Origin of the sequence: Mesorhizobium sp. WSM4310 (assembly GCF_007003935.1) — a bacterium.
Taxonomy (GTDB): domain Bacteria; phylum Pseudomonadota; class Alphaproteobacteria; order Rhizobiales; family Rhizobiaceae; genus Mesorhizobium.
The window spans coordinates 61,399-83,059 of record NZ_VFTA01000029.1; the positions used below are offsets into that span (position 1 = coordinate 61,399).

Annotated in this window: 21 protein-coding genes; 10 read left to right on the top strand and 11 right to left on the bottom strand. The window is 64.0% G+C overall.

The window, feature by feature from the left end:
• Window positions 1–161 precede the first annotated feature (161 nt).
• The 6 genes from pbpC (at window position 162) to FJV80_RS26055 (ending at window position 7,134) form a co-directional block, all read left to right on the top strand.
• The gene (gene pbpC / locus FJV80_RS26030) at window positions 162–2,252 is read left to right on the top strand and encodes a penicillin-binding protein 1C (protein WP_246689058.1); all 2,091 of its coding nucleotides are present in this window, start codon (window positions 162–164) and stop codon (window positions 2,250–2,252) included.
• Window positions 2,245–2,976: a M15 family metallopeptidase gene (locus tag FJV80_RS26035; RefSeq protein ID WP_142877804.1), complete on the top strand. Its 732-nt coding sequence runs from the start codon at window positions 2,245–2,247 to the stop codon at window positions 2,974–2,976. Before pbpC ends, FJV80_RS26035 begins: the two co-directional genes overlap by 8 nt.
• Window positions 2,977–3,180: 204 nt before the next feature.
• Window positions 3,181–4,209 carry a sulfate ABC transporter substrate-binding protein gene (locus FJV80_RS26040; protein WP_095773866.1) on the top strand — a complete coding sequence of 343 codons (1,029 nt, stop codon included), beginning with the start codon at window positions 3,181–3,183 and terminating at the stop codon, window positions 4,207–4,209.
• An 83-nt stretch (window positions 4,210–4,292) separates the two neighbouring features.
• Window positions 4,293–5,144: a sulfate ABC transporter permease subunit CysT gene (gene cysT / locus FJV80_RS26045; protein WP_095787685.1), complete on the top strand. Its 852-nt coding sequence runs from the start codon at window positions 4,293–4,295 to the stop codon at window positions 5,142–5,144.
• The gene (gene cysW, locus FJV80_RS26050) at window positions 5,137–6,021 is read left to right on the top strand and encodes a sulfate ABC transporter permease subunit CysW (RefSeq protein WP_142877805.1); all 885 of its coding nucleotides are present in this window, start codon (window positions 5,137–5,139) and stop codon (window positions 6,019–6,021) included. The genes cysT and cysW overlap by 8 nt, the downstream gene beginning before the upstream one ends.
• A gap of 72 nt (window positions 6,022–6,093) precedes the next feature.
• Window positions 6,094–7,134, top strand: coding sequence for a sulfate/molybdate ABC transporter ATP-binding protein (locus tag FJV80_RS26055; protein WP_142877806.1), 1,041 nt, complete (start codon window positions 6,094–6,096; stop codon window positions 7,132–7,134).
• Window positions 7,135–7,186: 52 nt separating this feature from the next.
• On the opposite strand, the gene FJV80_RS34685 is transcribed toward FJV80_RS26055, so the two are convergent.
• Window positions 7,187–7,360, bottom strand: coding sequence for a hypothetical protein (locus FJV80_RS34685; protein ID WP_185975266.1), 174 nt, complete (start codon window positions 7,358–7,360; stop codon window positions 7,187–7,189).
• On the opposite strand from FJV80_RS34685, the gene FJV80_RS26060 reads away from it, so the two are divergent.
• Both FJV80_RS26060 and FJV80_RS26065 read left to right on the top strand, forming a co-directional pair.
• On the top strand, window positions 7,359–8,345 hold the full coding sequence (locus FJV80_RS26060; RefSeq protein ID WP_095773863.1) for a sulfate ABC transporter substrate-binding protein: 987 nt from the start codon (window positions 7,359–7,361) through the stop codon (window positions 8,343–8,345). The genes FJV80_RS34685 and FJV80_RS26060 overlap by 2 nt on opposite strands.
• 250 nt (window positions 8,346–8,595) lie before the next feature.
• Window positions 8,596–9,045, top strand: coding sequence for an Rrf2 family transcriptional regulator (locus tag FJV80_RS26065; protein ID WP_095773862.1), 450 nt, complete (start codon window positions 8,596–8,598; stop codon window positions 9,043–9,045).
• Window positions 9,046–9,127: 82 nt separating this feature from the next.
• Here the strand turns inward: FJV80_RS26065 and FJV80_RS26070 are convergent, their stop codons facing one another.
• The 7 genes from FJV80_RS26070 to FJV80_RS26100 form a co-directional block, all read right to left on the bottom strand.
• Entirely contained in the window at window positions 9,128–9,676 is a 549-nt protein-coding gene (locus tag FJV80_RS26070) for a gluconokinase (protein ID WP_142877807.1), read from the bottom strand.
• Between the two features lie 116 nt (window positions 9,677–9,792).
• The gene (locus tag FJV80_RS26075; protein ID WP_095790759.1) at window positions 9,793–10,779 is read right to left on the bottom strand and encodes an ABC transporter permease; all 987 of its coding nucleotides are present in this window, start codon (window positions 10,777–10,779) and stop codon (window positions 9,793–9,795) included.
• Window positions 10,776–11,756, bottom strand: coding sequence for an ABC transporter permease (locus FJV80_RS26080; protein WP_095773859.1), 981 nt, complete (start codon window positions 11,754–11,756; stop codon window positions 10,776–10,778). Before FJV80_RS26080 ends, FJV80_RS26075 begins: the two co-directional genes overlap by 4 nt.
• Window positions 11,753–13,300 (bottom strand): sugar ABC transporter ATP-binding protein, encoded by a 1,548-nt coding sequence (locus tag FJV80_RS26085; RefSeq protein ID WP_095787681.1) that lies wholly within the window; start codon window positions 13,298–13,300, stop codon window positions 11,753–11,755. The genes FJV80_RS26080 and FJV80_RS26085 overlap by 4 nt, the downstream gene beginning before the upstream one ends.
• An 80-nt stretch (window positions 13,301–13,380) precedes the next feature.
• On the bottom strand, window positions 13,381–14,508 hold the full coding sequence (locus FJV80_RS26090; RefSeq protein WP_095773858.1) for a sugar ABC transporter substrate-binding protein: 1,128 nt from the start codon (window positions 14,506–14,508) through the stop codon (window positions 13,381–13,383).
• Between the two features lie 308 nt (window positions 14,509–14,816).
• Window positions 14,817–15,845 carry a LacI family DNA-binding transcriptional regulator gene (locus FJV80_RS26095; RefSeq protein WP_142877808.1) on the bottom strand — a complete coding sequence of 343 codons (1,029 nt, stop codon included), beginning with the start codon at window positions 15,843–15,845 and terminating at the stop codon, window positions 14,817–14,819.
• Window positions 15,846–15,985: 140 nt separating this feature from the next.
• A complete protein-coding gene (locus FJV80_RS26100) occupies window positions 15,986–17,215 on the bottom strand; it encodes an MFS transporter (protein WP_142877809.1) in 1,230 nt (409 codons plus the stop codon).
• A 179-nt stretch (window positions 17,216–17,394) separates the two neighbouring features.
• Here FJV80_RS26100 and FJV80_RS26105 point away from each other — a divergent pair, with 179 nt between their 5' ends.
• Window positions 17,395–17,685 (top strand): DUF3175 domain-containing protein, encoded by a 291-nt coding sequence (locus tag FJV80_RS26105; RefSeq protein WP_185975267.1) that lies wholly within the window; start codon window positions 17,395–17,397, stop codon window positions 17,683–17,685.
• 86 nt (window positions 17,686–17,771) lie between these two features.
• Here FJV80_RS26105 and FJV80_RS26110 read toward each other — a convergent pair whose 3' ends face one another.
• Both FJV80_RS26110 and FJV80_RS26115 read right to left on the bottom strand, forming a co-directional pair.
• The gene (locus FJV80_RS26110) at window positions 17,772–18,548 is read right to left on the bottom strand and encodes a FadR/GntR family transcriptional regulator (RefSeq protein ID WP_142877811.1); all 777 of its coding nucleotides are present in this window, start codon (window positions 18,546–18,548) and stop codon (window positions 17,772–17,774) included.
• A 107-nt stretch (window positions 18,549–18,655) separates the two neighbouring features.
• Window positions 18,656–19,546 (bottom strand): NAD(P)-dependent oxidoreductase, encoded by an 891-nt coding sequence (locus FJV80_RS26115; RefSeq protein WP_142877812.1) that lies wholly within the window; start codon window positions 19,544–19,546, stop codon window positions 18,656–18,658.
• A gap of 118 nt (window positions 19,547–19,664) precedes the next feature.
• Between FJV80_RS26115 and FJV80_RS26120 the strand changes: the two genes are divergently transcribed.
• Complete coding sequence (locus FJV80_RS26120) at window positions 19,665–20,603, top strand: NAD(P)-dependent oxidoreductase (RefSeq protein ID WP_142877813.1); 939 nt, start codon at window positions 19,665–19,667, stop codon at window positions 20,601–20,603.
• A 105-nt stretch (window positions 20,604–20,708) separates the two neighbouring features.
• Here the strand turns inward: FJV80_RS26120 and FJV80_RS26125 are convergent, their stop codons facing one another.
• Window positions 20,709–21,491, bottom strand: coding sequence for a FadR/GntR family transcriptional regulator (locus FJV80_RS26125; RefSeq protein WP_095787676.1), 783 nt, complete (start codon window positions 21,489–21,491; stop codon window positions 20,709–20,711).
• Window positions 21,492–21,661: the final 170 nt, after the last annotated feature.

Below are 21,661 nucleotides of genomic sequence, written 5' to 3' on the forward strand. Positions count from 1 at the left end.
CCAGCACCTTCTCCCCGTATAGAGACGGGGAGAAGGGGACTGCCGCAATCGTCAGCGCCGATTCTGCAACTTTGGAAATTGGCGAAAGCCTTTGTGAAGGCTCCTTTCTCCCCGTCTCTGTACGGGGAGAAATGCCCGACAGGGCAATGAGGGGCGGCGCCATGCTTTCAAGAAGATTCCTTCGCCGCGCCGCCATAACGGCAGCTTCCTGCGCCGGCATTCTCGCGGTGTCCGTCGCCACCCTCTGGGAACTCGACCGCGCCTTCCCGCCGCCGCTGCCGGCGGAACTCACGGTCTCGACCGAAGTCCAGGACCGCGACGGCCAGCTGTTGCGCGCCTTCGCCACGCCGGACGGCTACTGGCGGCTCGAAACCCGGATCGACCAGGTCGACAAGCAGTTCGTCGACATGCTGGTCACCTATGAGGACAAACGCTTCTGGGACCATCAGGGCATCGACGTGCTGGCGCTTTGCCGCGCAGCCGGCCAGTTCGCCGCCAGCGGCCACATCGTCTCTGGCGGCTCGACCCTGTCGATGCAGCTGGCCCGTCTGATCGAGCCGCGCGAAAGCCGCAGCCTCGGCTCCAAGATCAAGCAGATGCTGCGCGCCATCCAGATCGAGCGGCGGCTCTCCAAGCGCGAGATCCTCGAACGCTATCTGACGCTGGCGCCCTATGGCGGCAACCTCGAAGGCGTGCGCGCCGCCTCGCTTGCCTATTTCGGCAAGGAGCCGAAGCGACTCACCGTTTCGGAAGCCGCCCTGCTCGTCGCGTTGCCCCAATTGCCGGAGAAGCGCCGGCCCGACCGCAACCTCGCAATCGCCCATGCCGCCCGTGACCGCGTACTGACCCGCATGGTCTCGTCCGGCCTGATCGGCGAACGCGAGGCCGCGCGCGCCGCCCTTGACGACGTGTCGGGCCTGCGCCGCGCCTTGCCGGCGCTTGCCCCGCACGCCGCCTATGCGATGCTGCCCAGGGCCGTTCCCGGCGAGCCGCTCAAGCTGACGATTCGCAAGAGCGTTCAGGAAGGACTGGAACAGGTGGCCAGGGACGCCGCGACCAAGCTCGGACCGCGTCTGTCCGTCGCCATGGTGCTGGCCGATTCCCGCACCGGCGACATTCTGGGCGAAGTCGGCTCGGCCAATTTCTTCGATGCCAGCCGCTCGGGCTGGATCGACATGACCAAGATCGTGCGCTCGCCCGGCTCGACGCTGAAACCGTTCATCTATGGCCTCGCCTTCGAACAGGGGCTGGTGGCGCAGGAAACGCTGATCGAGGACAGCCCGGTCGATTTCGGCGGCTACCGGCCCAAGAATTTCGACATGGGCTATCAGGGCGATGTCAGCGTCCGCCAGGCACTGCAATTGTCGCTCAACGTGCCGGCGATCCGCGTGCTCGATGCGGTCGGCCCGGCGCGGCTGACCGCGCGCTTCCGTCAGGCCGGCGTCAACCCGATCCTGCCGGTCAACGAGGCGCCGGGCCTGGCCATCGGCCTCGGCGGCGTTGGCGTCACGCTGCGCGATCTCGTCCAGCTCTATACGGGGCTGGCCAATGGCGGCAAGACGCACACGCTGCATGACGGCACCGAGCCGACGAATGCCGAGCGCACCACCGCCACCATCCTCAACGACCAGGCGAACTGGCAGATCATCGACATCTTGTCGGGGGTCAAGCCACCGGAAGGCGCCTTGCAGCGCGGCATCGCGTACAAGACCGGCACCTCCTACGGCTACCGCGACGCCTGGTCGGTCGGCTTCGACGGCCGCTACGTCTTAGGCGTCTGGGTCGGTCGCCCGGACGCCAGCGCCGTGCCGGGCCTTTCCGGCTATGTCTCGGCCGCTCCCATCCTGTTCGAGGGCTTTGTCCGCTCAGGCCTTGCGACCGTGCCGCTGCCGGGCAAGCCGCCCGGCGCCTTCACCCCCAAGCGCGAGGAGTTGCCGGTGACGCTCGCCCGCTTCGGCGCTGGCGCCGATGGCCTGGTGCAGGCGACGCCGACCGAGCCGGCGCCGACGATCATCTTCCCGCCGGACGGCGCCCGCGTCGACCTCGCCACGAATTCCGCCGACGCCACGCCGCTGGTGCTCAAGCTGCAAGGCGGCCGTGCGCCGTTCCGCTGGCTTGCGAACGGCAAACCGCTGGTTGGCACCGACCGCCGCCGCACCGCGACCTGGCAACCGGACGGCACCGGTTACTCGACGCTGACCGTGATCGACGCGGCCGGGCGAGCGGCCAGCGTGAAAGTGTTCGTTGAATAGAGTGAGCCAGGCGATTCTGCGGGTTGGCTTTTACGCGCTGACGGTTGTCGCTTCCGTTCTGCCGGCACATGCCGATGCCCTCCCCGCCGGCTTCGTCCGCCTCGCCGATATCGCCCCGTCCATCCGCCAGGACATCCGCTACTCCGGCGCGGACAATTTCCTACACCGCAAGGTGACCGGCTACGACGCACCACTCTGCATTCTCACCTTGCAGGCGGCGCAAGCTCTTGCCGGCGTCCAGCAGGCAATCGCCGCTCGAGGCCTGACGCTGGTCGTCTTCGACTGCTACCGCCCTGCTCGTGCCGTCGCCGACATGGGCGACTGGACGCGACAAGGCGGGCCGCCCGATCCGCAATGGTATCCCGGGGTTCGGCGTAGCGACCTCATCGCCAAGGGTTATGTTGGTGAGTTGTCGACCCATTCGCGCGGTTCGACCGTCGATGTCGCGATTGCGCGGGCCGACGGCCCATCCGTCGCCAAACCCGCCTGCGGCGCCATCGATGCCGATACGCTCGACTTCGGCAGCGGTTTCGACTGTTTCGACCCGACGAGCGAGACGGCGCATCGCCCGCTCGGCAATGAAGCGACAGCAAACCGCAAGCTGCTCGTCGAGGCCATGCGTGCCGGCGGTTTCAAGAACTACGCGCGGGAATGGTGGCACTATACGCTCCGGCATGAGCCCCTTCCCACCCAGCGCTTCGATTTCCCGGTGAGCGCCGAGTGATTTGCCGGACCATGCGGCCTTGCCTCGGCACCGCGCATCCCTAGTTAGGACCTCGAATCCGCGCCGGGCGCCGGCGAGGAAAATATTTCCCGATGCGGCAGGAGATCGTCGAAGATTTTCTTCAGGAGGGCAAAAAAGGCAACATTCGATGCATCTAATTTCTATCAATTCGCTAGATTTGGCCCGGGTTCAACGGAGGCAGAAATGACCAAACCTCATTTCCGGAAACTGCTCGGCGCACTGGTCGCCACATCTGTCCAGTTCGGCACGCTCGGTTTCGCGTTTGCCGACACCACCATCCTCAACGTGTCCTATGATCCGACGCGTGAGCTCTACAAGGCCTATGACGAGGCCTTCGCCGCCCACTGGAAAGCCGAGACCGGCGAGGCGATCACCATCCAGCAATCGCATGGCGGATCGGGTGCCCAGGCCCGCGCCGTGATCGACGGCCTCGACGCCGATGTGGTGACGCTGGCGCTCGAGGGCGACATCAACGCAATCGTCTCCAAATCGAAGAAGATCAATCCCGACTGGCGCAAGAAATTCGAAAACAATTCAGCGCCTTACACCTCGACCATCATCTTCCTGGTCCGCAAGGGCAATCCCAAGGGAATCCACGACTGGAGCGACCTGGTCAAGGACGGCACCCAGGTGATCACACCCAATCCGAAGACCTCCGGTGGCGCCCGCTGGAACTATCTGGCCGCCTGGGCTTACGCCAACGCCCATGATGGCGGCGACGAAACCAAGACCAAGGAATTCGTCGGCAAGCTCTACGCCAATGCCCCGGTTCTCGACACCGGCGCGCGCGGCTCGACCGTCACCTTCGCGCAAAAGGGCATCGGCGACGTGCTGATCGGCTGGGAAAACGACGCCTATCTGGCGCTCGACGAATTCGGTGCCGACAATTTCGAGATCGTCTATCCGCCGACATCGATCCTGGCCGAGCCGCCGGTGGCTATCGTCGACGCCAACGTCGATGCCAAGGGCACGCGCAAGGTGGCCGAAGCCTATCTCGGCTGGCTCTATTCCAAGGAAGGCCAGACGATCATCGCCAAGAACCACTATCGTCCGGCCAAGCCCGAACTGGTGGCGCCGGCGGATCTGCCCAAGACCCCCGACATCAAGCTGATCTCCATCGACGATCCGCTTTTCGGCGGCTGGAAGAAGGCGCAGCCTTATCATTTCGGCGATGGTGGTATATTCGACCAGATCTACAAGCCGGCCCAGTGAGGTTGGGCAGAGCCCGAAGAAGCCCGTGAATGCGCTTCTTCGGCGACAATCTGGTTGAGTGAGAAGGGACGATCCAGAACTCCATGACCACAGCACCCGCGCAGGCGGGGTGGCGATTCAGGCAGCCGAGTGTCATTCCAGGTTTCGGATTGACGCTCGGCTTCTCGCTTGCCTACCTCACCCTCATCATCCTCATTCCGCTGTCCGGGCTGATCTGGCGCTCGGCCTCGCTCGGCTGGGCTGAATTCTGGGCGATCGCCAGCGACCGCCGCACCATCAATGCGCTGGAAATCAGCTTCGGCACCGCCTTCCTCGCGGCGGCCGTCAATGTCGTCTTCGGCACGCTGGTCGCCTGGGTACTGGTGCGCTACCGCTTTCCTGGCCGCCGCATCGTCGACGCCATGGTCGACCTGCCCTTCGCCCTGCCGACCGCGGTCGCCGGCATTGCGCTCACCACGCTCTATGCGCCGAATGGCTGGATCGGCAAATTGCTGATGCCGCTCGGCGTCAAGGTCGCCTACACGCCGCTCGGCATCGTCGTGGCACTGGTCTTCATCGGCCTGCCCTTCGTCGTGCGCACGGTGCAGCCGATCATGGAGGAGATCGACAGGGAGGTGGAGGAAGCCGCCGCCACGCTTGGCGCCAACCGCTTCCAGATCATCACCCGCGTGCTGTTTCCAGGCCTGGCACCGGCCATCATCACCGGCTTCTCGCTGGCCTTCGCGCGCGGCGTCGGCGAATACGGCTCGGTCATCTTCATCGCCGGCAACCTGCCCTACAAATCCGAGATCGCGCCGCTGCTGATCGTCATCCGGCTGGAGGAATACAATTACCCGGCGGCGACCGCGATCGCGGCGATCATGCTGGCTCTATCGTTCGTCATGCTTCTGGTCGTCAATCTCGTGCAGACATGGAGCCGCAAGCGCTATGGCTGATCCCGAAATCAAATCCTACGAACCCTACCATGAGAGCCGCTCGGCGGCGGTGACGGAAAGCCGTCCCGCGCAAGCCGTGCTGATGGCGATCGCTTTTGTCTTCCTCGGCGTCTTCCTGCTCTTGCCGCTGATCATCGTCTTCCACGAGGCGCTGGCGAAAGGCATCAGTGCCTATACGCTGGCATTGGGCGAGCCGGACGCTCGCTCGGCCATCCGTCTGACGCTGCTGGTCGCAGCGATCTCTGTGCCGCTCAATGTCGTCTTCGGCATCTCCGCTGCATGGGCGATCGCCAAGTTCGAGTTCAAGGGCAAGGCGTTTCTCACCACGCTGATCGACCTGCCCTTCTCGGTCTCGCCGGTCATCTCGGGCTTGGTCTATGTGCTGCTGTTCGGCGCGCAAGGGTTGCTCGGTGGGTGGCTGAAGGCGCATGGCATCCAGATCCTGTTCGCCGTGCCTGGCATTGTGCTGGCCACCGTCTTCGTCACCTTCCCCTTCGTCGCCCGCGAACTGATCCCGCTGATGCAGGAACAGGGCAATGGCGACGAGGAGGCCGCCCTTTCGCTCGGCGCCAATGGCTGGCAGACCTTCTGGTATGTCACGTTGCCCAACGTCAAATGGGGCCTGCTCTACGGCGTACTGCTTTGCAACGCGCGCGCCATGGGCGAATTCGGTGCGGTGTCGGTGGTGTCGGGCCATATCAGAGGCCTGACCAACACCATGCCGCTGCATGTCGAAATCCTCTACAACGAGTACAATGCCGTCGGTGCCTTTGCCGTCGCTTCACTGCTTGCCGGGCTGGCGCTCGTCACGCTGGTCTTGAAAACACTGCTCGAGATGCGCTACGGCGCCGAACTCGCCGCGACGCGCGGACACTGACTAAATGCATGTCGCCCAAAAGTGGGAGCCGGTTTTGGGACAACGACATGCATCAACTACAAAGGGATTTGTATGGAAGTTCGCGTTGCCAACGTGCGCAAGGAGTTCGAGCGGTTTCCGGCGCTCCATGACGTGTCGCTCGACATCAAGTCGGGCGAGCTGATCGCCTTGCTGGGGCCGTCCGGCTCCGGCAAGACGACGCTGCTCAGGCTGATCGCCGGGCTGGAACGGCCGACGCGCGGCAAGATCTTCTTCGGCGACGAGGATGCTTCGCAGAAGTCGATCCAGGAGCGCAATGTCGGCTTCGTCTTCCAGCACTATGCGCTGTTCCGGCACATGACGGTGGCCGACAATATCGGCTTCGGCCTGAAAGTCCGGCACGGGTCCTCGCGGCCACCGGCGCAGGAAATCCGCCGCCGCGCCTCCGAGCTTCTCGACCTCGTCCAGCTTTCGGGGCTGGAAAAGCGCTATCCGGCACAGCTCTCCGGCGGCCAGCGCCAGCGTGTCGCGCTGGCGCGTGCCATGGCGATCGAACCCAAGGTGCTTTTGCTCGACGAACCGTTCGGCGCTCTAGATGCGCAGGTGCGCCGCGAACTGCGCCGCTGGCTGCGCGAGATCCATGACCGCACCGGCCACACCACCGTCTTCGTCACCCACGACCAGGAAGAGGCGCTGGAGCTTGCCGACCGCGTCGTGGTGATGAGCCAGGGCCGCATCGAACAGGTCGGCACCGCCGACGATATCTACGACACGCCGAACTCGCCCTTCGTCTACGGCTTCATCGGTGAATCGAGCTCACTTCCCGTCAAGGTCGAGAATGGCGAAATCTGGCTTGCCGACCGCCCGATCGGCCTGTCGGCGCCGCATGCGTCCGAGGGTGAGGCGACGCTGTATTTTCGCCCGCACGATGTCGAACTGCTCGACGGCTGCAGCGGCTGCATCGCCGGCACGGTCGCCGCCAGCCGCCGCGTCGCCGGCACCCGGCGCGTCGAACTCGAAATCGGCGGCGAGCGCCAGCGGGTCGAGATCGAACTGCCTGTCGGCCATCCCGCGGCCCAGAAGAGCCGGGTGGCGTTCCGTCCGGGGCGCTGGAAGTTGTTTCCGGCGGCGTGAGACCACGGCGACTTTGGTACGCCAAAGGGATATCTCGCCCGATGGCAGTGACCTAATCTTTCATCTGCTCTACAGCATGAGCCACTTGAAAGAAAATCCTACGATCCACCTGTTCGGGCAACAGTTTTTCTAGCAACAAGACCCAGGCCCTCGCCTCGATGCCTCGCCCCGCCCCCTGCGCCACGGCTATGGTTAGCATACGCATTGCATCCGGAGCCTTTTTCATGAAGCGATTTTTCCTCGGCGTTGCCACTGTTGCCGGCCTGTTCCTCGCATCCTCCCAAGCCTGGTCGGCCGACAAGCTGCTCAACGCCTCCTATGACGTTGGCCGCGAACTGTTCGTCCAGGTCAACAAGGCCTTCGTCGCCGGACATCCGGGCGTGACCGTCGACCAGTCGCATGCCGGCACCTCGGCGCAGGCGCGCGCCATCGCCGAGGGCCTTGGCGCCGATGTCGTCACCTTCAACCAGGTCACCGATGTCGATTTCCTGGTCAAGAAAGGGCTCGTCTCCGCCGACTGGCAGAAGGACTTTCCCGACAATGCCTCGCCCTTCTATTCGCTGCCTTCGTTCCTTGTGCGCGCCGGCAATCCCAAGCACATCAAGGACTGGAACGATCTGGTGCGCGACGACGTGCAGGTGATCTTCCCCAACCCGAAGACCTCCGGCAATGCGCGCTACACCTATCTGGCGGCCACTGCCTACGCCAAAGAAGCCTTCAAGGGCGACGACGCCAAGGTGAAGGAGTTCATCACCAAGCTGTTCAACAACGTGCCGATCTTCGACACGGGTGGCCGCGCCGCGACCACCACCTTCGTGCAGCGCGAGATCGGCGACGTGCTGATCACCTTCGAATCCGAGACGCGCGGCATCCGCAAGGAGTACGGCGACGACAAGTTCGAGCAGGTGACGCCCTCGGTCAGCCTGCTCGCCGAATTCCCGGTGGCGATCGTCGACAAGGTCGCCGACCAGCACGGCACGCGCGAACTGGCCAAGACCTATCTCGATTTCCTCTACACGCCGCAGGGCCAGGACATCCTCGCCCAGAACGGCAACCGGGTGCGTGATGCGGCCGTCGCCGCCAAATACAAGGCCGATTTCCCACAGGTACGCCTGCTGACTGTGGAAGACGTCTTCGGCGGCTGGGACAAGATCCAGAAAGAGCATTTCGCCCCGGGCGGCCTGCTCGACCAGGCCTATGGCAGCCGCTGACGGGTTGCCTTATGGATTGAACAGATGAGGAAAGCCGGCAATGAGCCGGCTTTCTTCGTTTCTGCCATGCGCCAGGACGAATACGGCGCCATCCCGGCAAAACGTTACAAAGAATCAACGCGTTTGTGCCTAACGTGCCATTCGGCGTCTTGTTTTCGCGAAATATCATCGCGCGGCGAAACCGTCATTATTTGCACACAAACAGCCGCCAGATGCGGGGTGGTTGGGGCTTCAACGGGTTGACTCGGGCATGCTGACAAAAAAAGGCAAATACGGCCTCAAGGCCCTCGTGCATCTTTCCGGCTTGCCGGTCGGCCAATTGGCCTTCGTCAACGACATCGCGGTCGCCAACAACATCCCGAAGAAATTCCTCGACGCCATCCTGGGCGAGTTGCGCAATGCCGGCTTCGTCCAGAGCCGCAAAGGCAAGGAAGGCGGCTATCGCCTCGCCCGCCCTGCCTCCGAGATCAAGATCGGCCATGTCGTACGCGTGCTGGACGGCCCGCTGGCGCCGATACCCTGCGCCAGCCGCACGCAGTACCAGCGCTGCGAGGATTGCGACGAGGCGACCTGCCAGGTCCGGCACATGATGCTGGAAGTGCGCCAGGCGATTGCCGAGGTGCTCGATAACAGAAGCCTCGCCGCCATGCGCGATGCCGATAACGACGATTTCCCGGTCGAGCTGTCCTCGCAGATTTAGATCGACGGCCAGGGGCGGCGTTTGTCATCGTAAGATTCCATGATCGCCCATGGCGATGCCATGACAGGCGACGGGTACCGGCTCATGAATTGGCCAGCAGATGCATTGCGTCCGCGACGACATCGGCGACGGGACGCGTCGCGTCGATCGTCAGCGCCCGCTCATCGCTGCGCGGCGGCTCAAGGATGGCGAACTGGCTGTCGACCAGGCTTGCCGGCATGAAATGGCCCTTGCGGCTGGCGACCCGCTGCCTCGCCGTCGCCGGGTCGATCCCCAGATAGAGGAAGATGAGGTCGGGGCAAAAACCGCGCAGGCGCTCGCGGTAGCTGCGCTTCAGCGCCGAGCAGGCCGCGACCACGCCCTGCCCTTCGCCGATCGACGTCACGATGCGCTCGCCGATGGCGTCGAGCCAGCCTTCGCGCAACTGGTCGGTGAGCGGCTCGCCGCTTGCCATGCGCGCCACATTCTCCGGCGGATGCAGCCTGTCGCCTTCGATGAAGACGGCATCCAGTCCGGCCGCCAGCGCGATGCCGACAGCCGACTTGCCGCAACCGGCGACACCCATCACCACGATGGCCGGGGGCGCCGCGCCGGGAACGCCCGCCGGCGCCTGTGCTGCTTCTTCGTCCACGGCTAGAGCATGATGCCGAAAAGTGTGAAGCGGTTTTCGGACGACATCATGCTCTATCTCCTTGATTTAGAGGCGGATTCAGATTTCGGGTCGATTCGGCCTGGAATCATCCGGCTCTAGCGGCTTGCCGGCGCGCGGCCGTAGAGCAGCAGCATGGCGACGATGACGACGCCATAAATGATCTGCCGCCCCGCCTCCGGCATCTGCATGACCGACAGGATGGATTGCAGCAGCGTGATCAGGATGACGCCGGCGACGGTGCCGAGATAGGAGCCGCGCCCGCCCAGGATCGAGGTGCCGCCAAGCACCACGGCGGCGATCGATGGCAGCAAATACGCATCGCCCATTGACTGCGCCGCCTTCGAGGCATAGCCGGCCAGCAGCACGCCGCCGAAGGCCGACAGCCCGCCGGAGACGGCGAAGGCGATCATCACCACGCGCCTTGTGTCAATGCCGGAGAGATACGCGGCGCGCTCGCGGTTGCCGATGCCGTAGACGGTGCGGCCAAAGCCGGTGCGGGTCAGCACGAAGACCATCGCGGCCCCGATCAGCGCCCAGATGATGACGGCGTTGGGAACGCCCGGAATGGCAAAGCCGGTGGCGAGGTAGCGCATCGCACCCGTGGCCGAATCCTGGGGCGAGAAGCCGCCGGTGTAGACCACCATCAGCCCTTGCGCGACGGCGTTGGTGGCGAGCGTGATGATCATCGAGGGAATGCGCAGATAGGCGACGCCGATGCCGTTGACGATGCCGATCAGCACGCCGCAGAAGATGCCGAACGGAATGGCCAGCGCCACGCCGAGCGGACCGTAGGCCGCCGCCGCGCAGGCCATCATCGCGCCCGCCGCAACCGACCATGGCACCGACAGGTCGATCTGGCCGAGCAGGATGACCAGCATCATGCCGGTGGCGATGACGCCGAGGAACGAGGCCACCTTCAATTGCTGCAGCAGATATTCAGGCGACAGGAAGCTTCTGGAATAGAGGCTGCCGAGGAACAGCAACAGCACGATGCAGGCGAACGCAGTCAGCACCGCCGGATCGGCGCGGCGGATGAATTTCGGCATGCGGCCGGCGATACCGCCCAATGTCGTTTCGCTCACAGGAACCACTCCAGCCGGTTGCGGACCCGAAACAGGGCGAAGGCGCCGAGGCTGACCGCGATCAGCAGGATAACGCCCTGGAACAGCGGCTGCCAGAGCGGATCGAAATCGAACACGAACAACAGATCGCCAATGGTGCGGAAGGCCAGCGCGCCGAAGATGGCGCCGATGGCGCTGCCCTTGCCGCCGAACAGCGAGACGCCGCCCAACACCACGGCGGCGATCGAAAACAGCGTGTAGGCGTTGCCGCTGGCATAGGCAGCATCGCCCGTATAGGTGAAAAAGGTCAGGAACAGCCCGCCGATCGCCGCCAGCAGCCCGGCCAGCGTGTAGGCGGCGAATTTGCCGCGCCTGATCGGCACGCCCGACATATAGGCCGCCGTCTCCGACGATCCTGCAGCGTAGGCAGCGCGGCCAAGCACCGAGCGGCTGAACGGCACCCAGATCAACAACACGATGGCGAACAGCACGACGAGGCTCGCCGGCACCACATCGAAGACGCGTCCGGTCATCGCATCGGCCAGATCCTCATTGACCGAGCCGCCCGGGAAGGGCCGCAGCAAAAGGCCGATGCCGTAATAGACGGCCCCGGTGGCGATGGTGGCAACGATCGGCTGCAGCCGGCCGTAGATGACGATGGCGCCGTTGACGGCGCCGCACAGAAGACCGACCGCCAGCACGGCGATGACGCCGAGCGTCGTCTGCATGGGCGTGCCCACCACCAGCCAGGAGGCCAGGCAGTTGGTCAGGAGAAAGATCATGCCGACGGATAGGTCGATGCCGGCGGTGATCACCACCAGCGTCTGCGCCATGGCGACGAAAGCGAGCAGCACGCCCTTGTTCGCCGCCGTCTGCACCACATTGGCGGTGAAGCCGGCCGGATGGTTCGAGGTGTAGATGATGAACATGACGATGAAGATGCCGAGCGCCAGCAGCGTTCCGCGCTGCTCCGCCAGCCAGTAGCGCCAATCCTTCACGCGCTTGCTCCCAGGCCCACCGGGCTCTCCTCGCCATGGATGTTGAGCGCGCTTGCAATCAGCGCCCGCTCGGTGATCTCGGCGCCGACCAGTTCGCGCTTGACCGCGCCGTCATAGAGCACCAGCACGCGGTCGCAGCAGCCGATCAGCTCGTCATAGTCGGTCGAATAGAACAGGATCGCGGCCCCGGCGTCCGCCAGCTTGCGCATCAGCTGATAGAGCTCCTGCTTGGTGCCGACATCGATGCCGCGCGTCGGATCGTTGAGCAGGATGATGCGCGGCTGGCGCATCAGCCATTTGGCGATGACCACCTTCTGCTGGTTGCCGCCCGAGAGCGCGCCGACCGGGATATCGAGACCCGCCGTCTTGATCGCGAGCAGGCCGACCATGTCGTCGATCAGCCGCTGCTCGGCGGCGCGGTCGATGATGCCGCCTTTGGACAGCCGGTCGAGCGCGGCGAAGGACAGGTTCTCGCGCACTGTCATCGGCAGCATCAGTCCTTCGGTCTTGCGGTCTTCAGGAATGAGCGCCATCCCGATACGGTCCTCGCGGGCCGCCGCGGGACTGCTGATCGCCACCGGCTTGCCGTCGATCAGCACCTCGCCGGAAAGGCCGCGCAGCACACCGAAGAAGGCTAGCAGCAATTCGCGCTGGCCCTGGCCGTCGAGACCGCCGAGGCCGACCACCTCGCCTGCCCTGACGGTCAGCGAGATGTTGTGCAGCCGGTCGGTCCAGGAGAGCTTGCGGGCTTCAAGCCTGGGTGCGGCTGTAGCCGGCACGGCCGCCGGCTTGGGCGGGAAGATGTGACTGTATTCGCGGCCGATCATCAATTCGACCACCTCATTGTCGCTCTTGGAGCCGGCCTTGTAGCTGGCGACATTGCGGCCATTGCGGAACACCGTGCACTGATCGGCAAGTTCGGCGATCTCGTTCATGCGGTGCGAGATGTAGAGCAGTGCCAGCCCTTCCGCGCGCAGCCGCTTCAGGACGCCAAAAATCTTCGAGACATCCGCCGCCGTCAGCGCCGAGGTCGCCTCGTCGAGGATGAGAATGCGCGGCTTCCTGGCCAGCGCCTTGGCGATCTCGACCATCTGCCGGCGCGACAGCGGCAGATCCTTGACCAGCGCCAGCGGATGGATGTCGGCCGCGCCCGCGCGCGCCAGCGCCTCCTCGGCGATGCGTCGCTGTGCCCCGCGGTCGATCATGCCGAAGCGTTTGGGCGGATCGGAAATGACGATGTTGTCGGCGACGCTGAGATCTGGAACCAGCGACAGCTCCTGGAAGATGCAAACGATGCCTGCCTGGTTGGCGGCGGCCGGCGACAGGAAGGTCACCTCCCGGCCATCCAGCGTCATGCGGCCCTCATCAGGCGCCACGACACCGGCCATGACCTTGATCAATGTCGACTTGCCGGCGCCGTTTTCGCCAAGGATGGCGTGGATGCTGCCGGATGTGACGACAAGCTCCGCCTTTTCCAGAGCTCGCACGCCACCATAGCGCTTGGATATGCCTTCCATCCGGAAGAGCGGAACCGCACTGTCCATCGGCCCTCCCCGGGGCGCTTTGATCATCAGCATATCAAGTGACCGGCGCCGCGGGAGATCTCACGGCGCCGGGATTGCAGCTACTGGTCCGCCTTGGTCTGGCCCATGATTTCCTGCGCGGTGAAATTAATGCCGCAGGTCGGGAAGGAATTGCCGACGAAGAAATTATCGGATTGGTCGGGGAAGAAATCCTGACCTGCCTTGAAGTTCGGATCCTCGACGATGGCAAGCGGCAGCTTGACCGACTGCGGGACGACATTGCCTTCAAGCGCTGCGATCGCCGTCTTGATGGCAACCGCCACCTGCGCCGGACCGGTACCGGCTGACGAGCATTTCAACCCGTCGGCCGCGTGGGCCGCGCAGAACTTGCGGAAGCCGTTCTCGGTCTCGCCGCCGAACGGCACGAAGGGATGCTTGGCATCGATCATCGCCTGCACGATACCGGTGTCCCCGCCCTGCCCGGTAACGCCGTCGAAGGGGCCGTTGGTGGCGATCGCATCGGCCGAAGCTTTTTGCGCGACGCCGTCATCCCACTTGCCGACGACCTCGGTGACGGCCCATTTCTTGCCGGAGGCATCGAGAACCTCGTGGATGCCGTTGTGGCGATCAGTGTCGACCGAGGTCCCGGCAACGCCGCGCACTTCGAGGATCTTGCCGCCATTCGGCACATGGGAGATCAACCATTTGCCCCATAGTTCGCCAAGACCCTTCTGGTCGACATTGACGTTGATGGCGTCCTTGGTGTCGAGAATGTTATCGAAGGCAACCAGCACGACGCCGGCTTCCTTGGCGCGCTTGATCACAGGCCCGAATGCGGTCGGGTTCTGCGCGTTGACGACGATCGCGTCATAACCGGAATCGATGAAGTTGTTGATCGCCGAAATCTGCGCCGGCACGTCCTCACCGGTCGAGACGACCTTGAATTCCTTCAGCTTCGCGGCGACGTCCTTCTGTGCCGCATAGGCCTTTGCGGTCTGCACCATCTGGATGCGCCAGGTGTTGGCGATATAGCCGTTGGCCAGCGCGATGCGGTACGGCCCGGCCTTCTTGGGGAACTTGAAGAATTGCGTGTCGGCTGCCCAGGGCGCGAAACAGTCAGGCTCGGCAGCCGGACCCTTGACGATTTCGGGACCCGCAGCAATCGCCGACGAGCTCAACATTACGAATGCAGTGGCGGCAACGATGCCACCGACGAGTGACTTGATCATCGATAATCCTCCCGATTGCAGTTCTGATTTGTTGCTTCAGTTTTATGCAATTCCCGCGTTTCCGGCAGGCCCTCCCGCCTTGCCCAGTCACGCCTGTCAGGTGCCAACGACCTTCGCGCCAACCTCCCCTTTGCCGTCCCCATCGACCGAAGAAAAACTATCATATTATACATAATAAACAAGCGTGAGCTGTTGCTTATGTATAATAAACAAGCGGAGCACTTCGGACGCGAGGCTCGTTCTGAAAAATGGTAGCGCTACCATAGCGTTGTGTAAAGCGCCATTTGAGCGCCTTCTAAAAAGCGGGTTCAGCGGGCTGTACTCTCGCGGCGCTTGAGCTCGAAGCCGAGATCGACGACCCGCTCCTGCGGTCGGTCACCGGCGATCGCCGCCAGCGCCATGGCGACGGCCCGCCTGCCGATTTCGTAGCGGTAGGTGCGGATGCTGGTGATCGAGGGAAACGCCACCTGCATCATGTCCAGATCGTTGAAGCCAACGATGCCGATGGTCTTGGGCACATCGATCGCGGCGCGATGGCACTCGAACAGCACGCCGAGCGCGATGTCGTCGTTGTTGCAGAACACGCCGTCGAGCGTCGGCATCTTGGCCAGGGCATCGCGGAACAATTCGCGGCCGAGCGGCACGCTGGACAGCACCGGCGTGGTGGTGACCAGGCGCGGATCGAACAGTCCGGCCTTCTCCATCGCCGCGCGGTAGCCGGCAAGGCGTCGCTGCGAGCGCGGGTCCATGCGCGCACCGATGAAGCCGATGCGGCGATACCCCATCTCGATCAGGTGCTCGGTCGCCGTCCTGCCGCCGTCGAGATGCGAGAAGCCGACCATCATGTCGATGGGATCGGGCCCGGTCTCCATCACCTGCACCACCGGGCAGCCGGCATTCTCCAGAAGTTTTCGCGAGGTTGGCGTCTGGTCGATGCCGGCGACGATCAATGCTGCCGGCCGCTGCGAGCCGAACAGCTGCAAGAGCCGCTCCTCCTCGAGCCCGGAATAGTGGGTGTTGCCAAGCTGGATGCGGAACGGACTGTCCGACAGGCTGTCATAGATGCCGCGCACCACCTCGGCGAAGACGTTGTTGGTCAACGATGGCACCAGCACGCCGAACACCTCGGCACGCGCCGAAGCCAGCGCCCGCGCATTGGGGTCCGGCACATAGCCGAGTTCGTCGATGGCGGCCTGGATCTGGCGGCGCAGATCCTGGCTGACGCGCTCCGGCTCGCGCAGCGCCCGCGACACTGTGATGGCGCCGACGCCGGCCTTGCGCGCGACATCCGATATGGTCGGGCGGCCGCCGCCCCGGCGCGAGCGCGGCTTGATCAAGGCCACCGCCCGCGCATATGGCCGCCGAAGCGCGCCCGCAATACGATCATCTGAGCTGTCGCCATCTCACCGGCCTGTTGCCGCAACCCTTTGCCTCTGGGGTCGCGCAGCCCTTGCCCATTGTCAAGCCGAGGCGCGCCTCAGGCTGCCATGACGGCCCTGCCCCTTGCCTTCCACATGAACAGCCCTATCGCCACTATGTTCAGCAAATTCCAGGCGATGCCATTGAGGAAGGCTACGGCGTAGGAGCCGGTCAGGTCGTAGATCCAGCCCGACATCCAGCCGCCGATCGCCATGCCGAAGATCGTCGCCATCATGACGATGCCGATACGCTGGCCGGCCTCCTTGGCCGGCAGATATTCGCGCACGATGATCGCATAGCAGGGCACGATGCCGCCTTGCGACAGGCCGAATACCAGCGACACGACATAGAGCGAGGCGAGCCCGTCGAACGGAATATAGAACAGCAGCGACAGGCATTGCAGCACCGAGCCGATGACCAGGGTCTTGGCGCCGCCGATGCGATCGGCAACGAAGCCCGAGGCAAGCCGGCTGACGATGCCCGCCGCCATCATGATCGACAGCATGTCGGCGCCATGCGCAATGCCGTATCCAAGATCCATGCAATAGGCGACGATGTGCACCTGCGGCATCGACATCGCCACGCAGCAGCCAAGGCCGGCGATAACCAGCAGCGCCTGCAGCGCCGCCGGCGACATTGGAATCGGTTGCACAGACCGGCTTCCCGGCGACCCAGCAGCGGCAGCCTCCGGAGCGCCGCGCCGCAGCATCAGCACCAGCGGCACCATGGTGACCAGGCAGAAGATGCCGATGGCCGCATAGGTGAAGCGCCAGCCTTCCACCTTGATCAGCGTCGGCATGATGGTCGGCCAGAGCGCGCCGGCGAGGTAATTGCCGGCCGCCGCCGCCGTTACCGCGACGCCGCGCCGGCGGTTGAACCAGCGCGAGATGTCGGCGATGAGCGGCCCGAAGATCACTGACGTGCCGACACCGATCAGCACACCCTGGGCAAGGGTGAATTGCAGGATCGAGGTCGAAAGTGCGGCAAGCAGGAGGCCGGCCGAGAGTGCTACGGAGGAAATCAGCGCCGGGATCCAATACCCCATGCGATCGATGGCGCGGCCGACCAGCACATTGCCGGCGGCGAAGCCCACCATGGTCGCTGTGTAGGGCATGGATGCCGCGGCGCGGTCGACGCCGAACTCGGCCTGCACCGCGGGCAGCACAACCACGACGGCCCACATGCCGACCGCACCGATCGTCGCCAGCACCATCGAGATCGCCAGGCGCATCCAGGCGTAGGAACTGTCTATGCCGGGGCTTGGCCGGCTCAAGTCGGTTCGGGTCAAAGGCGTTTCCTGTCGACGGTTACGAAAAACCGGCTGCCGTTTGCGCCACTATCGGCGCATTCTCGGGACGCAGCAGCGCCACGGCCGGCAAATCCGTGGCTCCAGAGTGGCTAGGAAGACTGGAACCGACGCCGATGTCTGGAGTTTCCCGATCATCAAGCCGCAAAGGAGTCCCAGCCATGACCGCTGCCAGGCAGAAATGGTCGGCCGAGGTGACCGAGCAGAGCGACGCCATGGATCTCGAGGATCACATCTTCGAGTCCGACGATGCCAGGAAGATCGCCGCCTCGCTCAAACGGTCGGCCGAACACAGCCATCGCCGCAAGGCCGAACCTTTCCAATCCGCCATGTCGATGCTGAATTTCTATATCAACCGTGCCGGCAAGAACCTGCCCGCCGCGCGCAGACGAGTGCTTGAGCGCGCCAAGGACGAACTGCGCGTGGCCTTCGGCCGCGAGAAGGAAGATTAGTTCCAGCTGGGTGTGTTGAGATTCAGGTCAGGCCGAGCCGAGAAAAACTGCCGTTCGCAGGCCGGCATCACCTGAACATCAACACCCTAGCGCGACTTGATCACGTTGTCGGTGTTGGCGAGCAGCTTGCGCACCGCGGCGCGCGCCGCGTCCGGGCGTTGCAGCCGGATGTTCCTCTCGATCGCCTCATGCAGCTTCTGCACGTGATTGAGGTCGTCGACCGCCCGTGTGGTGAAGGTGAAGAGATGGTCGAATGCCGACTCGATCAGCACGCCGAGCGGCACCAGGAGGTCGTTGCCGGAAGCCCGCAGGATGGCCAGGTGAAAACGCGTATCGGCGCGCGTGCGCTCCTGCAGGCTGGCCGCCTCCCCCATCTCGCGGCAGGCCTGGCTGATCTCGGCCATCTGCTCGTCGGTCCGCCGCATGGCCGCGAAGGCGCTGGCTTCCGGCTCGATGATGTGGCGGAACTCCTGCACCGTCTTGAGGAACACCTCGCGGTCGGGCGACGTCGCGTACCAGGCGAGCACGTCGCGGTCGAGCAGGTTCCAGCGTTCCCTGGGCTCGACCCAACTGCCGATCTTCGGGCGTGAAGCCAAAAGGCTCTTGGCCATCAGCATCTTGATCGCCTCGCGCACCGCCGACCGGCTGACGCTGAAGGTTTCCGACCATTTCGCCTCATTGGGCAGAATGGTGCCGGGCGGATAGTCGCCGCGCACGATCCGCAGGCCAATTTCGCTGGCCAGCGACGTGTGCACGCTGGCGCCGGGAATGCGCGCCGCATCGGATCGGCGAACGCCGGCCTGGCGCTCGGCGGATGCCGGCTTTTTCGGCGGTCTTTCCTTGTTCGGCTTTGCGTCCCGCATGGACTTCAGAAAGGCCGGTTTGCGGAAGCTGTCAAGCGCGGCGCGGGCGTTGGGCCGCAAAGCCCGCTTCTATGCACAACCCAGCCGCGATTTTATCCCCGTTCGGCCTATTTGACATATTTGCGCCAGCTATGCTCCGGACGGAAGTCGAGCATGTCGCGCGCCTTGCGATTGGAAAGCAGCGTCTCGTATTCGCCGAGTTCGGCCTTGACCGGCACATCCGGATAAAACCGCCGCAAAAGTTCGGCCGTCGGCAGGTCGGACGAAGTGTCGTCATTGGCGGCGTTGAACACCTGGTAGCCGAGCCCGTCCTTCTCGATGGCGCGCAGCGTGATCTGGCCGAGATCGCGCGCGTCGACATAGCTCCAGGCGATGCGCTTGCGGAAACCCGGATCGGCGAACCATTTCGGGAACAGCAAATATTCATGCGGCTCGATGACATTGCCGATGCGCAAGGCATAGATGTCGGTGCCATTGCGCTGCGCGAAGGCTCGCGCCGTCTTCTCGTTGACGACCTTGGACAGCGCATAACTGTCCATTGGGTCGACGTCATACTCCTCGTCGAGCGGGAAATATTTGGGGTCACGCGGCTCGTTGGCGAACACTAGGCCATAGGTCGTCTCCGAGGAAGCGACGATCACCTTGCGGATGCCGAGCTTCACCGCGGCCTCGATGACATTGTAGGTGCCCATCGCATTGATGCGGAACACTTCATTGTCCGGCGTGATCATGATGCGCGGGATGGCGGCGAAATGCACCACCGCATCCACCGGTTGCGGGCGCAGCGACGGGTCGAATTCGTGCAATCCCATATAGCTCGACAGCGCGTTGAACACCTGCCCGCTATCGGTGATGTCGGTGATCAGCGTGCGCACCTTGGGATTGTCGAGCGGCTTGGTGTCGATGTTGAGCACCTGACAGCCCTGTTCGACAAGATATTGCACGACATGACGCCCAGCCTTGCCGCTGCCGCCGGTGAACATGATCCGCTTCGTCATTGTGGTCTCCATGACAGGCTCTGGAATTGCCGTCTATTGTCAGACAATATTGCTTTCTGCAACCGCATATGGGTAAAACAGCGGCGCAATTATCGATAATCCGGAATAGGACGACGACATGAACACCACCACCGCGCGCGAAAAGATCGGCTTCATCGGCCTTGGCCTGATGGGGCACGGCATTGCCAAGAACATCGTCGACAAGGGCTATCCCCTGACATTCCTTGGCCGCAAGAACCGCAAGCCGGCAGAGGACCTTCTTGGCCGCGGCGCCAGGGAAGCATCGACCTCGCACGATGTGGCAGTGGCGTCCGATATCGTCTTCATCTGCGTCACCGGTTCGCGCGAAGTGGAGGCCATCATCCGAGGCCCCGGCGGCCTCAAGGAAGGCTTGAAGAAAGGCTCGGTCGTTGTCGATTGTTCGACCTCGGACCCGGTCTCTACCGTGGCGCTTGCGGCCGAACTCAAGGCGCTGGGCATCGACTTTGTCGACGCGCCGCTGAGTCGCACACCGAAAGAAGCCTGGGAAGGCACGCTCGACGCCATGGTCGGCGCACCCGACGCCGTCTTTGCAAGGGTCAAGCCGGTGATCGAGACCTGGGCCGGCCGCATCGTGCACATCGGTGACACCGGCGATGGCCACCGCATGAAGCTGCTCAACAATTTCATCTCGCTGGGCTACGCCGCCATCTATTCCGAGGCGCTGGCCCTGGCCGAAAAGGTCGGCATCTCGCCACCGCGTTTCGACAGCGTCATCCGCAATGGCCGCATGGATTGCGGCTTCTACCAGACCTTCATGCGCTGGACACTGGAAGGCGACCGCGACGCCCACAAATTCACCATCGCCAACGCCTTCAAGGACCTGACTTATCTGGAATCGATGGCGGGTGCCGCCGGCATCGCCAACCCGCTCGGCAACGCCACCAAGAACTCCTTCGCCGGCGCCCATGCCACCGGCCCGGCCGAACAGTTCGTGCCGATGCTGGCGACCCATATCGGCAAGGTCAACGGCGTCGACCTGATGCCGACCAAGGATGGCAAGAAGCAGACGATCTAAGGCTGTAACTCTTTGTTTGACGCAATTCCCCAGGGAAAGCGCTATGCGCTTTTCCCGGGAAAACCGTTTCACACTTTTCCTGGAATTGCTCTAACCGCCGGACGGCTACCGCCGCCGGCTGCCGATCCCCTCATCGGTGTCGGCGAGCAGCTTGTGCACGGCATTGCGCGCCGCCGCCGGCCGTTGCAGGCGGATGTTCTTCTCGATCGCCTCGTGCAGTTTCTGCGCCCGGGTCTGGTCGCTGATCTGGCGTGTCGTGAAGACGAAGAGATGGTCGAGCGCGGACTCGATCAGCACGCCGAGCGGCACCAGAAGGTCGTTGCCCGAGGCCCGCAGGATGGCGAGGTGGAACCGCGTGTCGGCACGGATGCGTTCCGGCAGGTTCGCAGCCTCGCCCATCTCGCGGCAGGCCAGGCTGATCTCGGCCATCTGCTCGTCGCTGCGCCGCATGGCGGCAAAGGCGGATGCTTCCGGTTCGATGATATGGCGGAACTCCTGCACGGTGCGCAGGAAGGTTTCACGGTCGGGTGCGGTCGCGTACCAGGCGAGCACGTCGCGGTCGAGCAGGTTCCAGCGCTCCTTCGGTTCGACCCAACTGCCGATCTTGGGACGTGATGCCAAAAGACTCTTGGCCATCAGCATTTTGATCGCCTCGCGCACCGCCGAGCGGCTGACGTTGAACGTCTCGGCCCATTTGGCCTCGTTGGGCAGGATGCTGCCGGGCGGATAGTCGCCGCGCACGATCCGCAGACCAATCTCGCTGGCGAGCGAGGCATGAACACTGGACCCGGGAAAGTGCGCCGCATCCGCCCTGCGCACGACCGCCGGATCGCGGCTGGCTTGCGCCTTGGCCCGGCTGGCTTGCTTCTTTGCCTTGTCCTGGGGCATCCACGTTCCAATACGGTCGACCGCCTGTCGCCCGGAGATACCCCGAACCCTGTGGCGCGCCGATCCCGTCACCGAAAAATCCAAACCACGGACGCGTCGAGGCCGGAGCCTGTTGCCCCTTGCCACGGCGTCTCGCTCAGGAATTGACGGGGCGCCCCTGGGTTCGGGGT

Excerpts from the sequence above, each read along its gene's own strand:
- pbpC (WP_246689058.1), top strand. The coding sequence starts at position 162 with ATGCTTTCAAGAAGATTCCTTCGCCGCGCCGCCATAACGGCAGCTTCC.
- FJV80_RS26040 (WP_095773866.1), top strand. The coding sequence starts at position 3,181 with ATGACCAAACCTCATTTCCGGAAACTGCTCGGCGCACTGGTCGCCACA.
- cysT (WP_095787685.1), top strand. The coding sequence starts at position 4,293 with ATGACCACAGCACCCGCGCAGGCGGGGTGGCGATTCAGGCAGCCGAGT.
- cysW (WP_142877805.1), top strand. The coding sequence starts at position 5,137 with ATGGCTGATCCCGAAATCAAATCCTACGAACCCTACCATGAGAGCCGC.
- FJV80_RS26055 (WP_142877806.1), top strand. The coding sequence starts at position 6,094 with ATGGAAGTTCGCGTTGCCAACGTGCGCAAGGAGTTCGAGCGGTTTCCG.
- FJV80_RS26060 (WP_095773863.1), top strand. The coding sequence starts at position 7,359 with ATGAAGCGATTTTTCCTCGGCGTTGCCACTGTTGCCGGCCTGTTCCTC.
- FJV80_RS34685 (WP_185975266.1), bottom strand. The coding sequence starts at position 7,360 with ATGAAAAAGGCTCCGGATGCAATGCGTATGCTAACCATAGCCGTGGCG.
- FJV80_RS26065 (WP_095773862.1), top strand. The coding sequence starts at position 8,596 with ATGCTGACAAAAAAAGGCAAATACGGCCTCAAGGCCCTCGTGCATCTT.
- FJV80_RS26085 (WP_095787681.1), bottom strand. The coding sequence starts at position 13,300 with ATGGACAGTGCGGTTCCGCTCTTCCGGATGGAAGGCATATCCAAGCGC.
- FJV80_RS26090 (WP_095773858.1), bottom strand. The coding sequence starts at position 14,508 with ATGATCAAGTCACTCGTCGGTGGCATCGTTGCCGCCACTGCATTCGTA.
- FJV80_RS26105 (WP_185975267.1), top strand. The coding sequence starts at position 17,395 with ATGACCGCTGCCAGGCAGAAATGGTCGGCCGAGGTGACCGAGCAGAGC.
- FJV80_RS26110 (WP_142877811.1), bottom strand. The coding sequence starts at position 18,548 with ATGCGGGACGCAAAGCCGAACAAGGAAAGACCGCCGAAAAAGCCGGCA.
- FJV80_RS26115 (WP_142877812.1), bottom strand. The coding sequence starts at position 19,546 with ATGACGAAGCGGATCATGTTCACCGGCGGCAGCGGCAAGGCTGGGCGT.
- FJV80_RS26120 (WP_142877813.1), top strand. The coding sequence starts at position 19,665 with ATGAACACCACCACCGCGCGCGAAAAGATCGGCTTCATCGGCCTTGGC.
- FJV80_RS26125 (WP_095787676.1), bottom strand. The coding sequence starts at position 21,491 with ATGCCCCAGGACAAGGCAAAGAAGCAAGCCAGCCGGGCCAAGGCGCAA.